A 17,811-nucleotide genomic window follows, 5' to 3' on the forward strand; every position below is an offset into this window, starting at 1 on the left:
CTCGGCCGGGCGGCTCCATATACACGTAACCCACCCCCAACCTAACGACGGAGCTACGTGTCTATGGTCTCGCCAACCTTACCTGGCTACCCGTACCACGTTTCAATAGATGAAACGAGTATGTTGATACGGGCGTTTCTGCTTATCAATAAATACCCTTCAATTACGTTAGGTACAATTGCACAGAAACCGGCTACTCCCCATGAACGGCGCAACCTTAACATATAAATTATTATATCGACAACCCCAAAGATAATAAGACAAATTACTATTACTGATAATGATTTTCATTATCGAGATTTTTGTGCGAAATAGTACATATAAACATCGATAACAATGTGGGAATAAGCAGGATAAGAGACAAGAGTCTTGCTGGGAAATTAATCAGTTGAGTAGGCGCTCAATAGACCTATTTCCCAAGGATGTTGTTTTGTTATTGATTTTCAAGGAAAAAATTATAGATTTTCTCTAGGTCATCTAATTGTTTAACCTGGATTAATAATCTGCGCTGCTCTAAATCAATGACTAAAATTCCATCTTCAGATAAATTCATACTTTTTATTCGGCTATATTCAATAAAAGCATTAGCGTAGAAGAAACCGGTATTTTTAAATAATAATTTGGGCCAACGGATATAAGAGATATAAACCGCAATGAGCGCTAAACCCACTAATAAATAGGTGGTTAACGGTGCACCATTCGCCATGACATTATTGTAAATGAGGATAGCTATCAGTCCGACAAAGATGGCGCAGTCGATTTTGCTTTTACGTTTTAAGTGAACTTGCAGCCGGGTCTTCCCTTTCATCATGTTCATGATGAATTCATCATAAATAGCATAAGCGAGCAGTAGGGCGATAAAAACAATTAAAACGAGATCAGTAACCGACATGCAACAACTCCCAAGAGATACATCCCCATCATCTTTCAAACCACAGGTGTGTTGCTGCCACCTTCCTGCACTTTGAAATCTATTGGGTATTGGTATCTATCCTAAAAAAAACCGGGAGTAAACCCCCGGTTTTTACCAAATCTAATCAGAACATTAAGGTGCCAGGAAGCCAATCCAGTAACCGAAGATACCGATGGCGAAGAAGCCCATAATAATCCACAACGCGTTAACTTTACGACGTAATAGCCACATACAGCCGAACGTTAACAGTAATGGCACCAAACCTGGCATCAACTGGTCAAGAATGGTTTGCACCGTAGTTACTGTGGTCTGACCATTCTGATTGGTTATCTTGGAAACCACCACCGGTATGTTGACGTGGGTCCACTTGTTAACCAAGGCCCCCATAACAAACAGGCCGAGGATAGACGCCCCTTCAGTCAGTTTTTGCAGCAGGCCACCGTCCATATCGCTGACGATATTGACGCCTTTTTTATAGCCATAGGCCACACCGTAATAACGGGTCAGCAAACGTACCAGGTTAAACAGTACAAAGAACAGCAATGGGCCAAGTAAACTGCCGCTCATTGCGATACCGGCACCAAGAGCTGCCAACACCGGGCGCACAGTACCCCAGAATATTGGGTCACCGACACCTGCCAGCGGCCCCATCAGACCGACTTTGATCCCGTTAATTGCCGCATCGTCAATCTCGGCACCATTGGCTTTCTGCTCTTCCATCGCCAGTGTTACGCCCAGAATTGGCGCGGCAACGAAAGGTTGGGTGTTGAAGAATTCCAAATGACGTTTGATTGCCTGCTTACGCTCTTCCGAGTTCTCAGGGTATAAACGACGGATCGCCGGCACCATTGAGAAGCAGAACCCCAGCGCCTGCATACGTTCGAAGTTCCACGACCCTTGGAAAAGGTTAGAGCGGATAAACACCCCGCGAATATCAGCAGGCGTGAGTTTCTTTTCACCAGTCGCTGTGGTTTTATCAAGCACAGTTGTTGTATCAACCATTTCTCTCACCTTTTCCTAGTCTAATTCGTTATCAAGGTCATTATTGGACGGGCCAGACTGTACAACCTGAGACTTGTTGTATTTAGGACTGAGCTGGATATAAAGAAGGGCCATAACCACACCAATAACACCCAATGCCACCAGGTTGAAGTTGGTAAATGCGGCGGTCACGAAACCTAAGTAGAAGAATGGCATCAGGTAGCCGGCACGCATCATGTTGATAACCATGGCGTAACCTACTACGACGATCATACCACCGGCGATATTCAGGCCACTGGTAACCACATCAGGAATCGAACTGAGCAGCATCTGAACTTCAGATGTCCCAACAGACAGGGCAACGATCAGGGCAGGGATAGCGATACGCATCGCCTGCAAGAACAGGGCTGAAATGTGGATCCAGGTTATCGCTCGTAGGCTGCCACGTTCGGCGGCTCCGTCGGCGGCGTGCTGGAAGGCCACAGTAATGGTACGGACGATAATGGTTAATACCTGACCGGCTGCTGCTAGCGGAATAGCCAGTGCGATACCTGCACCGATGTCTTGGCCACCTGCAATAACCAGAATAGTAGAGATAATCGAGGCTAACGCGGCATCAGGCGCTACTGCGGCCCCGATGTTCATCCAGCCGAGAGCGATCATCTCCAAAGTACCACCGATAATAATACCGGTTTTCATATCACCTAAAACCAGACCTACCAGAGTACAGGCGACCAGGGGACGGTGAAATTGGAACTCATCCAGAATGGAACCCATCCCGGCGATACATGCAACTATGAATATCAGCACAATCTGAAGAGTTGTGATCTCCATTGTACTTCTCCTATGACCAAAAAAGCTGAGTAAAAATAACCGTGTTCCAAACAGAACAGGGCATTACCTTTCTACGTAGTTTTTAATAAAGCTATTTATTAAGTTTGCTGATTAAATCCATCATCTTGAGTCGGCTATCCGAAGAGACTTTCCGAACTTCCAGCTCAATACCACGGGCATTTAATTTATTAAAAGCTTCAATATCTTTTTCATCAACGGAGACCGCATTATTCACCTGGGTTTTACCCTGACGGAATGCCATACCACCGATATTGACTGACTTGATGTCTACACCACCCTCAACCACACGGACGACGTCAGTTGGGTTAGTAAATAACAGCATGACCCTGTCTTTGGCATATTTCGGGTTGTCATAGACGCGAATCGCTTTTTCAACATCAACGACGTGCGCGGTGACGCCGGGAGGAGCAACTTGCTTTAGCAACGTACTGCGCATTTTGTCAGCAGCAACTTCGTCGCTGACGACAATAATACGATTTACGTTAGTTTCTTTGGTCCAGCGGGTGGCAACCTGACCATGTATTAAGCGGTCATCAATACGCACCAACCCAATCTTCATATGATCATTGGGGCCTAAAGCGACGGCTGGGGCCGCGACTTTACGTGTAGCGGCAGGGGGTTGCGGTTGAGTGGTAGCCACATCAGGTTCGACGGTTTTTAATGCTTTAACTCCCTCACGACCGGTTTGCACCGCGATTTTAACCAATTCAGCAAATGATGGGTTATCATCACGAGCCATAAAGGTTTCAACCAGCATCGGGATATTAACCCCGGCAACGACCTCATAATTTTCTTTATCAGTAACAATACGACTGGCAGCGTTAAACGGGCTACCACCCCAGGTATCAACCAGGAATAGAACACCACTGCTGGTATCAAGCCCGGTCAATTTACCGTTGTATTTCTCAATCAACGTTTCGGCATTTTCACCGGGGACGAAATCGATATAAGCGACGTTAGCTTGTTCGCCTAAAATCATTTCAGCTGTTTTCAGCAGTTGTTCTGCCGCAGCCCCATGTGTGCCGATGATAATAGCTATACTCACTCGCTACCCCCTCTGTTAACTCAGAATTGAGTCCTAGCACGTAACAGAAAATCCAGTAATCACCCACAGCATTTCGGTATACATTGAATCTATTATGATAGTCACAATATCAGCGTACTGCTGATGATTTATTCGCAACACAAATGAATCGATTCAAGTAGGCCGCTTAATGTTGTTGGATGTGATTTATTTTAGTCAGTGAAAAAATAAATTATGTGACGCTGTTCATTTATTCGGACATGTTATGAATGATTTAGCTTACTTGGGTAATTAATCGACAGTTATATAAACGACATTGATGTATTCAGTTGGGCTGCTAGCGTCATATTAGACTTTTTGTGTTAACTATTTGTGTAATCGATATAAAAATTGATTCATAACCACTTTTCGGTGAGGGATAAATTTCAGGTATAGAAAAATAGAATCGCGGCTGATGATGAACCTTAAGGTGAGGAGATGACTGTTTATCGTGGGTCAGGTAATAAATCCCCCTATGCTGATAAAAAAAATCCTGATAAAGTTAACGGCTCTATTAATTGTCAGGAGTTAAGGGCCTCAGCTCTCCCTATGGACTGTCACCGAAGTTACTGTTTATTTAGCGTTAATACCCAACCAGTGGGTTTAAATCTGGTTACTCAATCACGCACCTTTGCTGCGTATAATCTCACCCAATCTTTCTGCGTATCTATACTGACAACCGTGCTACGGCGTTTTGCTGTATCTGTTGCAGTGCGCACATCATCTAAATCGTGTTCTTATTTTCGGAGTCTGACATGGAATTTCTAATGGACCCCTCAATCTGGGCAGGGTTATTGACACTGGTGGTGCTGGAAATTGTTCTGGGTATTGATAACCTGGTCTTTATTGCCATTCTGGCTGATAAACTCCCCCCCAAACAAAGAGACAAAGCGCGAATCATCGGGCTGTCGCTTGCGCTGATCATGCGCCTGGGGCTGTTGTCGGTCATCTCCTGGATGGTCACGCTGACGACACCACTGTTTAGTGTCGGCAGTTTTAGTTTCTCGGGACGCGACCTTATTTTGCTGGTGGGGGGGCTGTTTTTGCTATTTAAAGCCACCACCGAGCTACATGAACGGCTGGAGGGTAACCAGCACGATGACAGTGCCAATCGAGGCTATGCCAGCTTCTGGGCAGTAGTGGCACAGATTGTGGTGCTGGATGCTGTATTCTCACTCGATGCAGTGATTACTGCGGTGGGGATGGTGAATGACTTGGCGATTATGATGACTGCGGTTGTCATCGCCATGGGCGTGATGTTGTTGGCATCGAAAACACTGACCCGATTTGTCAATGCCCACCCTACGGTGGTGGTGCTGTGTCTGAGCTTCTTGCTGATGATTGGCCTGAGTCTGATTGCTGAAGGCTTTGGTTTCCACATTCCGAAAGGCTATCTGTACGCAGCCATTGGCTTCTCTATTCTGATTGAGCTGTTTAACCAGATTGCGCGCCGTAACTTCATTAAGCATGAGTCACGTTTGCCAAGACGCCAGCGCACGGCTGAAGCCATCATTCGTTTGATGGGGGGGCGTCAGCAGCAGGAACCACAAAATGGTGACTCGCAACAGATGATACCTACCGAGGCATTTGCACAAGAAGAGCGCTATATGATAAGTGGTGTGTTGACATTGGCATCCCGCTCGATGCGTAGTGTGATGACACCACGGACAGAGATATCCTGGGTCGATTGTAATCGCTCACAAGAGGAGATCCGTGAGCAGCTCTTAGATACACCACACAGTTTGTTCCCGGTTTGTCGTGATTCATTGGATCAGATAATCGGCGTGGTTCGCGCCAAAGATCTGTTAGTTGCCATTGAGCGAGGTGACTCTATTTGTGAGTTTGCGGCGACAACGCCACCGATTGTGGTACCCGATACCATGGACGTGATTAATCTGTTGGGTGTATTACGCAAAGCAAAAGGCCGCTTAGTGGTGGTCAATGACGAATTTGGTGTGGTACAGGGTCTGGTAACACCACTTGATGTGTTGGAAGCCATTGCCGGTGAGTTCCCGGATGAAGATGAAACACCAGACATTATCACTGACGGTGATGGCTGGTTGGTGAAAGGAGGCGCGGATTTACACTCTCTGGAACAGGCTCTGGACTGTCACGAACTGGTAAGTCCGACCGCCGATTATGCCTCACTCGCCGGGATGCTGCTGTCTCACTCAGGCCATATGCCAACCGCCGGGGATGTGGTTGAACTGCATAACCTGCGTTTTGAGATTATGGAGGTTTCGGATTACCGTATCGAGTTAGTGCGAATCACCAAACTGAATAACGAACTGGAAGAGTAAAACCGGTAATTATCAAATTGCTGAAGTGCCTGGGCCAACACGCCGTTCAGATCGTAACGGCGTAGGTTTTAAATCTTTGCCCACAGTGCGGTAATTACAGCATTTACCATCAAAGAAAAGGGGAGCTTCGGCTCCCCTTATTGATCAAGGCATCACTTATAAACGAAATTAATTACATTGCACTTTGATAGCCAGACCGCCACGGGATGTTTCGCGATATTTGGCATTCATATCTTTACCGGTCTCAAACATGGTTTCGATAACTTTATCGAGGGAGACGCGTGGATCACTGGTGCGGCGCATCGCCATACGTGCAGAGTTAATGGCTTTTACTGATGCGATGGCATTACGTTCAATACAAGGCACTTGTACCTGGCCGGCAACCGGGTCACAGGTCAGCCCCAAATTGTGTTCCATGCCAATTTCAGCGGCAATACAGACCTTTTCTGGGCTGGCACCCAGTAATTCAGCCAGACCTGCGGCTGCCATTGAGCAGGCAACGCCCACTTCACCTTGACAGCCTACTTCAGCGCCAGAAATAGAGGCATTCATCTTGTACAAAATACCGACAGCACCTGATGACAGGAAATAGCGGATAAAGATTTCCGGGGTGACCGGCTCAATAAAGTGGTCGTAATATGCCAGCACTGCGGGGACGATACCGCAAGCGCCGTTGGTTGGCGCGGTAACAACACGCCCGCCAGCCGCATTTTCTTCATTAACTGCCAGTGCAAACATATTGACCCAATCAATAACGTTCATTGGATCACTGGACAGGCTATCGGAAGAGACTAGCAGGCGGCGCAATGCGGAGGCACGGCGCGGTACACGCAGAGGACCCGGTAATACGCCCTCGGTGTTCAGACCGCGATCAATACAGGCGCGCATGGTCTGCCAGATAGCGGTGAAATAGGCTTCAATCTCTTCTTTGCTGTGCATCGCCAGCTCATTCTGCATCACCATACCGGAGATAGACATGCCGGTTTGCTTGCAGTTTGCCAGAATTTCTTCAGCAGAATTAAATGGATAGGGCACGCTGACGGCATTTACCGCAGCTTTGCCGAAATGCTCTTCATCAACGATGAAACCCCCACCGATTGAATAATAAGTTTTGCTCAGCACTTTCTCATCACCGGCAAAGGCGTGGATTTGCATGCCATTTTCGTGCAGTGGCAGATTATCGCTGCGGAACACCATTCCGCCTTCCCGTGGGAAATCAACTTCACGCAACCCATTGGCAAGCATCAATTTCTGGCTTAATCCCACATCACGGATAAAGGCTGGGATGCTGTCGATATCCACGGTGTCAGGCATATTGCCGGCTAACCCCATAATAATGGCGATATCGGTGTGATGACCTTTCCCTGTCAATGAGAGTGAGCCGTAAACATCAACGGCAACACGCGTGACAGATGGCATCAAGCCCTGAGTCACCAGCAAATCAGCAAACTCCTTGCCAGCTTTCATTGGCCCAACAGTATGAGAGCTGGATGGGCCGATACCAATCTTAAACATGTCAAAAACGCTAATCACGCTATAACTCCTTAACAACGCATTTTGTTATTCCCAGTGCATATGAATGTGACTGAGAATATCTATATTAAGTATAAGAGTTCTGTGGATAGCAGCAGGTTACTTCGCATGATAAATATTTATACATGAAGTATTGCCATCACAGACCCTTGTTTATTTGGGTCCTACTGGTGTTAGCCGCATCGATTTGATGCCGCAACAGTTACATATCACGATCAATTTAGGGCTAAAAAACGATCAAAAACCATATGAAATTAACTACATATGGTGTCTGCCTGTGTTATCACCCACGAACTAAATCGAGAGCAGCTTAGGATGACATCAGTGGCGCTCACTATCAGGTTTTAACCTTACATTTTTAGTGGTTTATAGTGATGAATGTTATTTTACAGATATTTCATAACGCTGACAGGCCAGTTTACAGTTTTTTTAAAATGGTTGTGCAAGGAAAGTAGAGTAAAAATCGATGTGATGGGGTGATAGGGATCGCTTTATGCTGTAATTCAGCTTTTTTAGCGGCAACGCTGTGAGGTGTGTCACTCATTACCCATGCTTGAGTGATGGTTTTAGATTAAATACTCACCTGTTGTGCCAGCCGCCGGATAATTGCCGCCGTCAAGCCCCAGACAAACTGGCTCTCATACCAAGAAAGATAGACCCGGTGATTGACACCTCCACGATGGATATCCAGAGAATAGTAGCGTGAAAGGCTAAGCGCCTCGTGTAAGGGCATTTCAAACAGACCAGCCACCTCTTCTTCATTAGCATGAAAGGCAATATTAGCGGGGATCAAACCAACAATCGGGGTGACCTGATAACCACTGGAACTGTCTAATGGCGCCAGTTGCCCGAGGACATGTACCGCCGAAGCAGGAATAGCGACCTCTTCTTGCGCTTCACGCAGTGCGGTATCAATCAGTGAACTGTCTTCCCTGTCTGCTTTGCCGCCGGGGAAGGCGACCTGACCGGCATGTTTACGCAGATGATCAGAGCGCCGTGTCAGCAGTAAAGTAGGCTCTGGTCGACAAATTATCGGAATTAAAACCGCGGCATGGTGGCTATTGGCCGTAAAGCTGCCAGCTTGGGGCAGTTGCAGTTGAAACCGGCTGATAAATTCAGACAAAGTTTGCCCGATAAATAATTCACTCACAGAATGGCTCGCTTATAAGCTGTCTTTTTCAACGCCAGGCATTTCCAGTTGCGGCAAAATGCGGGCGATTTTATCAAATGTTTCCTGATATTCAGCCTGCTCCTGGCTATCAGCCACAATTCCTCCACCGGCAGAACAATAGATTTTGCCGTTTTCGGTCAACAGCGTGCGGATGGTGATGTTGGTATCCATCGTACCACAGCAACTAATATAGCCAATGTTACCGCAATAGGCATTGCGCCGCTGTGGCTCCAGTTGTTCGATGATCTCCATGGCACGAATCTTCGGTGCTCCGGTTATTGAACCACCGGGGAAGCAGGCTCGAAGCAGCGCCGTCGCCGGGCATTCAGCAGGCAGAGTCGCGGTAATGGTGCTAACTAAATGGTGCACTGCCGGGAAAGGCTCAACAACAAATAACTCAGGCACCCGCACGCTACCTGGTTGTGCCACACGGCCAATATCGTTGCGCAGCAGGTCCACTATCATCAGATTTTCAGCCCGATCTTTCGGTGAGTTAGCTAACCGTTCAGCCTGCAAGCGGTCCTGCTCGGGGAGCTCCAAACGTGGCAGTGTGCCCTTGATCGGGCGGGTTTGAATTTGATGGTTTTCCAGCCATAAAAAGCGCTCCGGCGAGACACTCAGTATGGCGTTGTGTGGCAAGCGGATAAAGGCCGAAAACGGTGCGCGATTACTGCGACTCAACGACAGAAAGGCTTGCCATTCATCACCTTGATATTCAGCACTGAATCTCTGTGCCAGATTAATTTGATAGCAGTCACCACTGTGCAGGTACTCTTGAATCTGGCGGAATTTTTCGCCATATTCCGCCCGCGACATATTGGCCTGCCATGGGCTGGTCAGTGTGAATGACTGGGGAGCTTTAGGACTCTGTTGCTGCTGTAGCCAGAGTAGGCGCTGCTCGGCATCCCCATGACACACCAGCGTCAGCTTCTGCAAATGATGGTCGGCAATCAGCGCCCAGTCATACAAGCCGACCGCCATATCCGGTAATGCGATATCTTGTTCGGCCAGTGTCGGCAACTTCTCAACTCGACGGCCCAGGTCATAACCAAATAACCCCAATGCACCGCCCAGAAATGGCAGGTCAGGGTGTGATGGCAGTGGCAAGGCGAATTTATCGAGCTGCTGCTGTAATAAACAGAAGGGATCTGCCGGGGAGCAGACTCGGCCTTGCGCGCTGATTATCTCCGTTTGCAGGCCCCGAGTGGTGAGTGTTACCTGCGGGTCAGCGACCAATATATCAAAACGATTATGAGCATGTTCTGCGAATCCCGAATGCAGCAGCATTGCCCAGCTTTGATTGGCGAGTGGAGCAAATTGTTGGAGCAGGGCGTCAGGCTGATAAGGCAAGGCTTTGATGGTCAGGGATTTCACACTCATGAGTCACTATTCTTTTCTTTCGGATGGACATATTGGGGGCGCGATGACGCAGTTCGCAGCGCGCCGCAGGGAAGATTAGCATAAATTGGCGGGCGGGTCGTCTGGGGCAGTCAATTCACCGCAGACCCGAATAAACAGGTATACTTAATCAATTATATGTTGGAGATGAATCAATGCTAGCGGGTATGCCTTCACTTTCCCATGAGGAACAGCAAGAAGCTGTCGAACGTATTCACAAATTCATGTCAGAAGGTATGAGCAGTGGTGAAGCGATCGCACTGGTGGCCGCAGAAATCCGTGAGCGGCACCAAGATGATCCACAAGCCATGGCTATCTTTGAAGATACTGATTTTGATGATCATGATGAATCTGATTATCGCCGTGATAATGAGCAAGATGCGGATGACATTGAGGATCCGTACGAGGGATAAGCTCGGGATAGCAACTGATTAAACCCGCCGTTAATTGGCGGGTTTTTTATGGGATAACCAGATGAACGGGCTGAGGGTTACCCACTGACCACGACAGCCGCTGCGGCTCGTTTCGCTACTTCGATGGCGGTAGTGATATCATCAGCGACGGCCAGCGCCACCCCTAAACGCCGTTTGCCGGCAATGTCAGGTTTACCAAATAAGCGAATTTGCGTATCGCCAGTCAACGCAGTTTCTAAGCCATGATAAGCAATATTCTGGCTGGTCAATTCAGGTAAAATAACCGCTGAAGCGGCCGCGCCATATTGACGGATAGTGCCAATCGGGAAACCAAGAAATGCCCGGACATGTAATGCGAACTCAGACATATTTTGTGAAATTAACGTCACCATGCCGGTATCGTGCGGGCGCGGTGACACTTCACTGAAAATCACTTCATCGCCACAAACAAATAATTCCACGCCAAATAAGCCATAACCGCCGAGAGCTTTCACCACCTGAGACGCGATCGCTTTTGCGCGCGCCAATGCGGTCTCACTCATCACCTGTGGCTGCCAAGACTCACGGTAGTCGCCATCTTCCTGACGGTGGCCAATAGGCGCACAAAAATGGATGCCATCAACAGCATTGATTGTCAGCAGGGTAATTTCAAAATCAAAACGAACCAAGCCTTCAACAATCACTCTGCCACCCCCGGCGCGGCCACCTTGTTGGGCATAATCCCAGGCGGTTTGCAGTTGACCTGCATTGCGGATCAGACTTTGGCCTTTACCGGAAGAACTCATTACTGGCTTAACGATACAGGGATAACCCACTTCACTAACGGCCTGACGGAATGCGCTATCAGTGTCGGCGAAACGGTAGCTAGAGGTTGGCAATTGCAGGGTTTCTGCCGCTAAACGGCGAATGCCTTCACGGTTCATCGTCAGCCGGGTTGCCTCGGCACAAGGCACGACCCGTTGGCCCATCATCTCGAGTTCAACCAGCATATCGGTGGCGATAGCTTCTATTTCTGGCACGATATAGTGCGGTTTTTCCTGTTCGACCAACTGTTTCAGCGCCGAGCCATCCAGCATATTAATGACATGGCTGCGATGGGCAACATGCATGGCGGGTGCATCTGCATAGCGATCCACGGCAATCACTTCCAGCCCCAGTCTTTGGCATTCGATAGCCACTTCTTTACCCAACTCGCCAGAGCCAAGCAACATGACACGGGTAGCGCCTGGGCGCAGAGCGGTTCCAATAGTTAGCATAGTTAGGTACCTACATCAGTGGGATAGTTGCACATTTATTTGTCGCGCGATCAATTTTACGAGCGCCAGTATACGGCAAAATGGCAACGAAAACGATTGCGTATCTGGCGAATGGCAGTGAGTCGATATCAATATATGCGCAGCGCATTGCGTATTTGGTTTGTTTTTTGCGGTTTAACTCCGGCAATGCCCCCATTTCTGGTATTATCGCGCCAAAATCTTGCGCTTGCCTTCAGGCTGTCGCTGCCATTCCATCCAGTTATAAGAGTTACTGCCGTGAGTACAACTTCCTTTTCTTCCCTGACGCTGCCTGCTGAGCAGTTGTCCAATCTTAATGAACTTGGCTATACCGAGATGACACCGGTACAGGCTGCGGCTTTACCGGCAATCCTCAACGGGCAGGATGTCCGGGCGAAAGCCAAAACCGGCAGTGGCAAAACTGCGGCATTCGGTATTGGTTTACTCGATAAAATTGCGGTCGGTGAGTTTGTTACCCAGGCATTGGTACTGTGCCCGACCCGTGAATTGGCTGATCAGGTCAGCAAAGAGTTGCGCCGATTGGCCCGTTTCACGCAAAACATTAAAATCCTGACCTTGTGCGGTGGCCAACCGATGGGGCATCAATTGGATTCACTGGTACATGCGCCACACATTGTTGTGGGCACGCCGGGGCGTATTCAGGAGCATTTGCGTAAGAAAACACTGGTACTGGAAGATCTTAAGATTCTGGTATTGGATGAGGCTGATCGCATGCTGGATATGGGCTTTACCGATGCCATCGACGATGTCATTGCCTATACCCCGCCACAGCGCCAAACCCTACTGTTCTCAGCTACCTATCCGGTCGGTATCGAACGAATCAGTGCGCGAGTTCAACGCCAACCAATCAATGTTGAAGTTGATGATGGCGATGAAGTTCCTGCCATTGAGCAGGTGTTCTTTGAAACCACCCGCGAAAAACGTTTGCCGCTACTGATATCAGTTCTCAGTCATTATCAGCCGAGTTCTTGTGTGGTTTTCTGTAACACCAAGAAAGATTGCCAAAGTGTCTATGAAGCATTGGAATCTCGTGGAATCAGTGTGCTGGCTTTGCATGGTGACTTAGAACAACGTGACCGTGATCAGGTGCTGGTGCGTTTTGCCAACCGCAGTTGTCGTGTGCTGGTGGCAACCGATGTAGCAGCCCGAGGCCTGGACATTAAAGATCTGGCGCTGGTGGTTAACTTTGAGCTGGCCTTTGACCCAGAGGTTCACGTGCACCGTATTGGTCGTACTGGTCGGGCAGGGATGAGTGGTCTGGCGGTTAGCTTGTGTACACCACAAGAGATGTCCCGCGCGCATGCCATTGAAGATTATCTGCAAATAAAACTGAAATGGACCCCGGCGGAACAGGTGAGCCGTAGTGCTAACACGATGCTAGAGCCTGAAATGGTCACGTTATGCATTGATGGTGGGCGCAAAGCAAAAATTCGCCCAGGTGATATTTTGGGTGCTTTAACCGGTGAGGCCGGTCTGACCGCTGCTGACGTCGGTAAGATTGATATGTTCCCAGTCCATGCCTATGTTGCAATCCGTAAAGCCAGTGCCAAACGTGCCTTACAGCAATTACAACAAGGCAAGATTAAAGGCAAAAACTGCAAAGCCCGTTTATTGAAATAATTACACGAAGGGGAGATGACTGTTGCATCCCCCCGACAACTCACACTATACTGTTTATATGTACAGTTACTTGTGGGCGTGAAAGACATGAAAAGGACATACAGCAATGGCCGTTGAAATAAAATTCGTCGTGGTAAGACAGGGTGAGGAAAAAATGACTTTCACAACCAAAAAAGAAGCCGATGCTTACGATAAAATGCTGGATTTGGCTGACAATTTGTCTGAGTGGCTGTCACAGGCTCCCTTAACCCTTGAAGAAGATCAACGCGAAGCGCTGAGTTTCTTCCTGGCAGAAAATAAAGAGGCTTTGGGGCAAATTCTTCGAGGTGCTAACCCTGCGACTCCTGTCGATGGGCAAGCAAAAGTGAAAGCGGAAAAGAATGTACCAGAGAAAAAAAACAAATCTGAAGAAAATCAAGCCGCTTAATTTGCCAACTTTCAGCAGAAAGTGAAAAAGGGATCTAAAATGAATCGTGAAATCACCTTCTTTAGCCGATTTGAGGCGGATATTCTGGCAGATCGTAAGACGATCACCATCCGGGATAGCAGTGAATCCGATTTCCGCCCAGGGGAAACCTTGCGCGTATGTCGCAATGAAGATGGCGTATTCTTCTGCCACATTATGGTCAAATCAGTCACGCCAATCACGCTGGAGGCACTGTCTGACCGTCATGCGGAGCAAGAAAATATGTCATTGGATGAGCTGAAAAAGGTGATTAAGGAGATCTATCCTGGGCTGGAACAGTTTTATGTGATTGAATTTACGCGGTGTTAATTAAACGGCGTTATCATTATTACCCTGCAACGCTGTTCACTCTGTAACCTACCTTTCAATCATCGTTCCTACCATAGGATAGAAATAATAATATTTGGAGGAATGATGAGAAAGACAGGATTAGCCTTGGTATTGATCACTGCATTGGCGGGTATCACCAGTGGTGTACAGGCCCAAGAGCCGCGAGTAGCGAAATTACCTGCTTGCCCCGGTTTAAACCAATCTCAGGTAGCAACGCAGGTTAAGCGAGATTTTCTGCAAAACAGAATTACGCGTTGGGAAGCGGATAAGAAACAATTGGGTACTGATAGCCCAGTGGTTTGGATTAGCGCGGTAGACATTACAGGCCAGGATGATGTCTGGCAGGTTCCAATGACTGTTCGTGGTAACAAGGGTGACAAAACCTACCAAGTGGTACTTGACTGCAAAGCTGGCAGCATTACCTATAATGGCCCTAAATAGGTATACCTCTCATTAGTAATTGACTCAAATAGGTCTGGGTAGAATAACGTCTGCATAAAGTTAATAGCTGCCAAACAGGTGCTGGAGGAAACGTATCTGGTACCTGTTTATCCCCCCTCACGGCGGATACTCTCTCAGGTCTCTTTTATAATCATATTTATCATTTAATTAGCTCCCTTCAGCTAAATTATAAGCATATGCTGGTGCTTGGCATCCACAGGTAATCGTGTCACTCTCGCGTTAACGAACACAGATGGATAACTCAATCAATGACCATACCTCCAAAGGCCGATAAACGCCCTTATCCAATAACTATGCACGGCGATACCCGTGTAGATGACTATTATTGGCTACGTGATGACGAGCGTACTGACGCCGATGTTCTGAACTACTTGCAAGCTGAAAATGATTTCACCAACGCAGTGTTGCAGCCACAACAACCTTTGCGAGAAACCCTGTATCAAGAGATGGTTTCGCGAATTCCGCCACAGGAAGAATCAGTCCCCTATATCCGCAATGGCTATCGCTATCAGACGCGTTTTGAGCCGGGTAATGAATATGCTATTTACGTGCGTCAACCGGTTTGGGCTGATAGCAGTTGGGAAACGTTATTGGATGGCAACCAACGGGCAGCGGACAGTGAGTTTTATACCTTGGGTGGGTTGGATGTTAGCCCAGATAATCATCTATTAGCGGTTGCAGAGGATTTCTTATCGCGTCGCCAATATGATATTCGGGTGAAACATTTGCAAAGTGATGTTTGGCACGAAGAAGTTATCAGCAATACCTCAGGTAGTTTTGAGTGGGCCAATGATTCAAAAACGCTCTATTACGTGCGCAAACATGAAAAAACATTACTGCCTTATCAAGTGTATCGCCATGTAGTAGGAACCGACCCTCAATTGGACCAACTTATTTATCAGGAAACTGACGATACATTTTATGTTGGGCTGGAAAAAACCACATCTGAACGTTTCATTGTTATTAATCTGAGCAGTACCACTACATCTGAAATCTTGTTGCTGGATGCTGATAAGCCTGAATCCGCACCACAGATGTTTGCACCGCGCCGTAAAGACCATGAATACGGGTTGGACCACTATAAGCAACATTTTTATTTACGCTCAAATAAAGATGGCAAGAATTTCGGTTTGTACAAAATAGCCGAAGAAGGTAAGGAACAACGTGATTTTGTCGATGAATCTCAATGGGTGTCATTAATCGCGCCAACAACTGATGTTATGTTGGAGGGCTTCAGCCTATTCCGTGATTGGTTGGTAGTGGAAGAGCGTAGTGAAGGGCTGACGCATTTACGACAGATTCACTGGGCCACTGACGAAGAGAAATACATTACTTTTGATGACCCAACCTATGTTACCTGGCTGGCTTATAACCCCGAGCCAGAAACAGAATTGCTGCGCTATGGCTACTCCTCTATGACCACACCAAGTTCAATGTTTGAACTTAATATGGATACAGGTACGCGCCAGCTACTGAAACAGCAAGAAGTGAAGAATTTCACCCCGGAAAAGTATCGTAGCGAGCGGATATGGGTCACTGCAACCGACGGCGTAAAAGTGCCGGTTTCATTGGTTTATCACCAAGATCACTTTGTTTCAGGTAGTAATCCACTGTTGGTTTATGGCTATGGCTCATATGGCAGCAGTATGGATCCCGCATTCAGTGGTAGCCGATTAAGCCTATTGGATCGTGGTTTTGTCTTCGCTCTGGCTCATATTCGGGGCGGCGGAGAATTGGGACAGCAGTGGTATGAAGACGGTAAATTGCTCAACAAGTTAAATACTTTCAACGATTTTATCGATGTTACCAAAGCATTGATAACTGAGGGTTATGGTGATGCTAACCGTGTATTTGCCATGGGAGGCAGTGCTGGTGGCTTGTTGATGGGGACGGTCATCAATCAGGAACCCGGGTTATATAAAGGCGTAGTGGCACAGGTGCCGTTTGTTGATGTGGTAACCACCATGTTGGATGAATCGATTCCTCTCACCACTGGCGAGTATGATGAATGGGGCAACCCGAACGATAAGACGTATTACGACTATATTAAGCAATACAGTCCTTATGATCAGGTAAAGGCTCAGGATTATCCGCACATGCTGGTGACTACCGGCTTACATGATTCACAGGTTCAATACTGGGAACCGGCAAAGTGGGTCGCCAAGCTGCGTGAAATGAAAACGGATGACCACCAATTATTGCTCTACACCGATATGGATTCAGGTCATGGCGGTAAATCAGGCCGTTTCAAAGCGTATGAAGACATCGCTTTGGAATATGCATTCATACTGGCTTTGGCTTAATCTAGTCAGGAATATTACGTCAGGTAATAGGTCAGGGTATGGCGCATATCTGGCGTAAGGTCAGTTATTGAAGCTAACATCCAACGCAGATAGTCCGGGTCTTGCCGGGCTATCTGTTCAATGCTTTTGCCCCGGTATTTCCCAAATTTAAATGTCTGTAATAACAGCGGCTGCTGTGTTATCTCGGCCATTTGTTCGGCGTTCCAACCAGAGTCTTGCATAATGCGCTGTAATAGCGCCGCAGTGACATAGCAGTCGTATAAAGCACGATGCGGGTATAGATTATCCGGTACTGAAACATTCAGTCGCAAAGCGTAACGCAGATATTGATTACTGTGCTTAATGTCAGGATAGAGCATTCGTGCCAGCTTAAGCGTACAAATCCATTGGCCGCCCATCTCCGGTAATACCCCACGATCAAAAGGCGCATTATGGGCAACATAATATGGGCTGCCTTGATATCTTCTAATCGCCACCGCAATTCGTGGTTTGCCTTCTACCATTTCTTCAGTGATATGGTGGATTACCATCGCATCAATGCTGATTGGTCGGTCTGGACTAATCAGATCACTCATAGGGTTAGCCAATGCTCCATCAACTAAATCAATAGAAGCAACCTCAACAATCCCACCGGCTAAACCACAGGTTTCGGTATCGATAACACGAAAATACATTTCTATCTCCCACCGACTATTGCTAAATAATAGC

The 17,811-nt window shown here is 47.5% G+C and carries 16 protein-coding genes and 1 riboswitch; of the genes, 7 read left to right on the top strand and 9 right to left on the bottom strand.

What is annotated here, in order from left to right:
- Position 1 precedes the first annotated feature (1 nt).
- Positions 2–214: riboswitch (yybP-ykoY riboswitch) on the bottom strand.
- 219 nt (positions 215–433) lie between these two features.
- From V1953_RS08645 to manX, 4 genes are all read right to left on the bottom strand, one after another.
- The gene (locus V1953_RS08645) at positions 434–892 is read right to left on the bottom strand and encodes a DUF986 family protein (RefSeq protein ID WP_083158591.1); all 459 of its coding nucleotides are present in this window, start codon (positions 890–892) and stop codon (positions 434–436) included.
- Between the two features lie 153 nt (positions 893–1,045).
- Positions 1,046–1,915, bottom strand: coding sequence for a PTS mannose transporter subunit IID (locus tag V1953_RS08650; protein WP_083158592.1), 870 nt, complete (start codon positions 1,913–1,915; stop codon positions 1,046–1,048).
- 15 nt (positions 1,916–1,930) lie between these two features.
- Complete coding sequence (locus tag V1953_RS08655) at positions 1,931–2,728, bottom strand: PTS mannose/fructose/sorbose transporter subunit IIC (protein ID WP_004701713.1); 798 nt, start codon at positions 2,726–2,728, stop codon at positions 1,931–1,933.
- Between the two features lie 91 nt (positions 2,729–2,819).
- Positions 2,820–3,794 carry a PTS mannose transporter subunit IIAB gene (manX, locus tag V1953_RS08660; RefSeq protein WP_442850831.1) on the bottom strand — a complete coding sequence of 325 codons (975 nt, stop codon included), beginning with the start codon at positions 3,792–3,794 and terminating at the stop codon, positions 2,820–2,822.
- A 773-nt stretch (positions 3,795–4,567) separates the two neighbouring features.
- Between manX and V1953_RS08665 the strand changes: the two genes are divergently transcribed.
- Complete coding sequence (locus V1953_RS08665) at positions 4,568–6,112, top strand: TerC family protein (RefSeq protein ID WP_083158594.1); 1,545 nt, start codon at positions 4,568–4,570, stop codon at positions 6,110–6,112.
- 168 nt (positions 6,113–6,280) lie between these two features.
- Here the strand turns inward: V1953_RS08665 and V1953_RS08670 are convergent, their stop codons facing one another.
- The 3 genes from V1953_RS08670 to pabB form a co-directional block, all read right to left on the bottom strand.
- A complete protein-coding gene (locus V1953_RS08670) occupies positions 6,281–7,645 on the bottom strand; it encodes an L-serine ammonia-lyase (protein ID WP_083158595.1) in 1,365 nt (454 codons plus the stop codon).
- A gap of 571 nt (positions 7,646–8,216) precedes the next feature.
- Positions 8,217–8,795 carry a CoA pyrophosphatase gene (locus V1953_RS08675; protein WP_083158596.1) on the bottom strand — a complete coding sequence of 193 codons (579 nt, stop codon included), beginning with the start codon at positions 8,793–8,795 and terminating at the stop codon, positions 8,217–8,219.
- A gap of 12 nt (positions 8,796–8,807) precedes the next feature.
- Positions 8,808–10,196 carry an aminodeoxychorismate synthase component 1 gene (pabB, locus tag V1953_RS08680; RefSeq protein ID WP_083158597.1) on the bottom strand — a complete coding sequence of 463 codons (1,389 nt, stop codon included), beginning with the start codon at positions 10,194–10,196 and terminating at the stop codon, positions 8,808–8,810.
- A gap of 173 nt (positions 10,197–10,369) precedes the next feature.
- Between pabB and V1953_RS08685 the strand changes: the two genes are divergently transcribed.
- Positions 10,370–10,627: a YoaH family protein gene (locus tag V1953_RS08685; protein ID WP_083158598.1), complete on the top strand. Its 258-nt coding sequence runs from the start codon at positions 10,370–10,372 to the stop codon at positions 10,625–10,627.
- A gap of 77 nt (positions 10,628–10,704) precedes the next feature.
- Here the strand turns inward: V1953_RS08685 and purT are convergent, their stop codons facing one another.
- Positions 10,705–11,883: a formate-dependent phosphoribosylglycinamide formyltransferase gene (gene purT, locus V1953_RS08690; protein WP_083158599.1), complete on the bottom strand. Its 1,179-nt coding sequence runs from the start codon at positions 11,881–11,883 to the stop codon at positions 10,705–10,707.
- 276 nt (positions 11,884–12,159) lie between these two features.
- Between purT and dbpA the strand changes: the two genes are divergently transcribed.
- From dbpA to V1953_RS08715, 5 genes are all read left to right on the top strand, one after another.
- Positions 12,160–13,542: an ATP-dependent RNA helicase DbpA gene (dbpA, locus tag V1953_RS08695; protein ID WP_083158601.1), complete on the top strand. Its 1,383-nt coding sequence runs from the start codon at positions 12,160–12,162 to the stop codon at positions 13,540–13,542.
- Positions 13,543–13,648: 106 nt separating this feature from the next.
- Positions 13,649–13,969 (top strand): YebG family protein, encoded by a 321-nt coding sequence (locus tag V1953_RS08700; protein WP_083158602.1) that lies wholly within the window; start codon positions 13,649–13,651, stop codon positions 13,967–13,969.
- Positions 13,970–14,008: 39 nt separating this feature from the next.
- On the top strand, positions 14,009–14,317 hold the full coding sequence (gene yqfB, locus V1953_RS08705; protein ID WP_083158603.1) for a N(4)-acetylcytidine aminohydrolase: 309 nt from the start codon (positions 14,009–14,011) through the stop codon (positions 14,315–14,317).
- Between the two features lie 105 nt (positions 14,318–14,422).
- The gene (gene yebF, locus V1953_RS08710) at positions 14,423–14,779 is read left to right on the top strand and encodes a protein YebF (protein WP_265331620.1); all 357 of its coding nucleotides are present in this window, start codon (positions 14,423–14,425) and stop codon (positions 14,777–14,779) included.
- A 269-nt stretch (positions 14,780–15,048) separates the two neighbouring features.
- Positions 15,049–17,103, top strand: a complete 2,055-nt coding sequence (locus V1953_RS08715; RefSeq protein ID WP_442850832.1) for a S9 family peptidase — start codon at positions 15,049–15,051, stop codon at positions 17,101–17,103.
- 14 nt (positions 17,104–17,117) lie between these two features.
- Here the strand turns inward: V1953_RS08715 and exoX are convergent, their stop codons facing one another.
- A complete protein-coding gene (exoX, locus tag V1953_RS08720) occupies positions 17,118–17,777 on the bottom strand; it encodes an exodeoxyribonuclease X (RefSeq protein ID WP_083158606.1) in 660 nt (219 codons plus the stop codon).
- Between the last annotated feature and the right edge of the window lie 34 nt (positions 17,778–17,811).

Origin of the sequence: Yersinia sp. 2541 StPb PI (assembly GCF_052217145.1) — a bacterium.
Lineage (GTDB): Bacteria > Pseudomonadota > Gammaproteobacteria > Enterobacterales > Enterobacteriaceae > Yersinia > Yersinia enterocolitica_E.

Coding starts and splice junctions, on each gene's coding strand:
- V1953_RS08645 (WP_083158591.1), bottom strand. CDS start 892: ATGTCGGTTACTGATCTCGTTTTAATTGTTTTTATCGCCCTACTGCTC.
- V1953_RS08650 (WP_083158592.1), bottom strand. CDS start 1,915: ATGGTTGATACAACAACTGTGCTTGATAAAACCACAGCGACTGGTGAA.
- V1953_RS08655 (WP_004701713.1), bottom strand. CDS start 2,728: ATGGAGATCACAACTCTTCAGATTGTGCTGATATTCATAGTTGCATGT.
- V1953_RS08665 (WP_083158594.1), top strand. CDS start 4,568: ATGGAATTTCTAATGGACCCCTCAATCTGGGCAGGGTTATTGACACTG.
- pabB (WP_083158597.1), bottom strand. CDS start 10,196: ATGAGTGTGAAATCCCTGACCATCAAAGCCTTGCCTTATCAGCCTGAC.
- V1953_RS08685 (WP_083158598.1), top strand. CDS start 10,370: ATGCTAGCGGGTATGCCTTCACTTTCCCATGAGGAACAGCAAGAAGCT.
- purT (WP_083158599.1), bottom strand. CDS start 11,883: ATGCTAACTATTGGAACCGCTCTGCGCCCAGGCGCTACCCGTGTCATG.
- V1953_RS08700 (WP_083158602.1), top strand. CDS start 13,649: ATGGCCGTTGAAATAAAATTCGTCGTGGTAAGACAGGGTGAGGAAAAA.
- yqfB (WP_083158603.1), top strand. CDS start 14,009: ATGAATCGTGAAATCACCTTCTTTAGCCGATTTGAGGCGGATATTCTG.
- yebF (WP_265331620.1), top strand. CDS start 14,423: ATGAGAAAGACAGGATTAGCCTTGGTATTGATCACTGCATTGGCGGGT.
- V1953_RS08715 (WP_442850832.1), top strand. CDS start 15,049: ATGACCATACCTCCAAAGGCCGATAAACGCCCTTATCCAATAACTATG.
- exoX (WP_083158606.1), bottom strand. CDS start 17,777: ATGTATTTTCGTGTTATCGATACCGAAACCTGTGGTTTAGCCGGTGGG.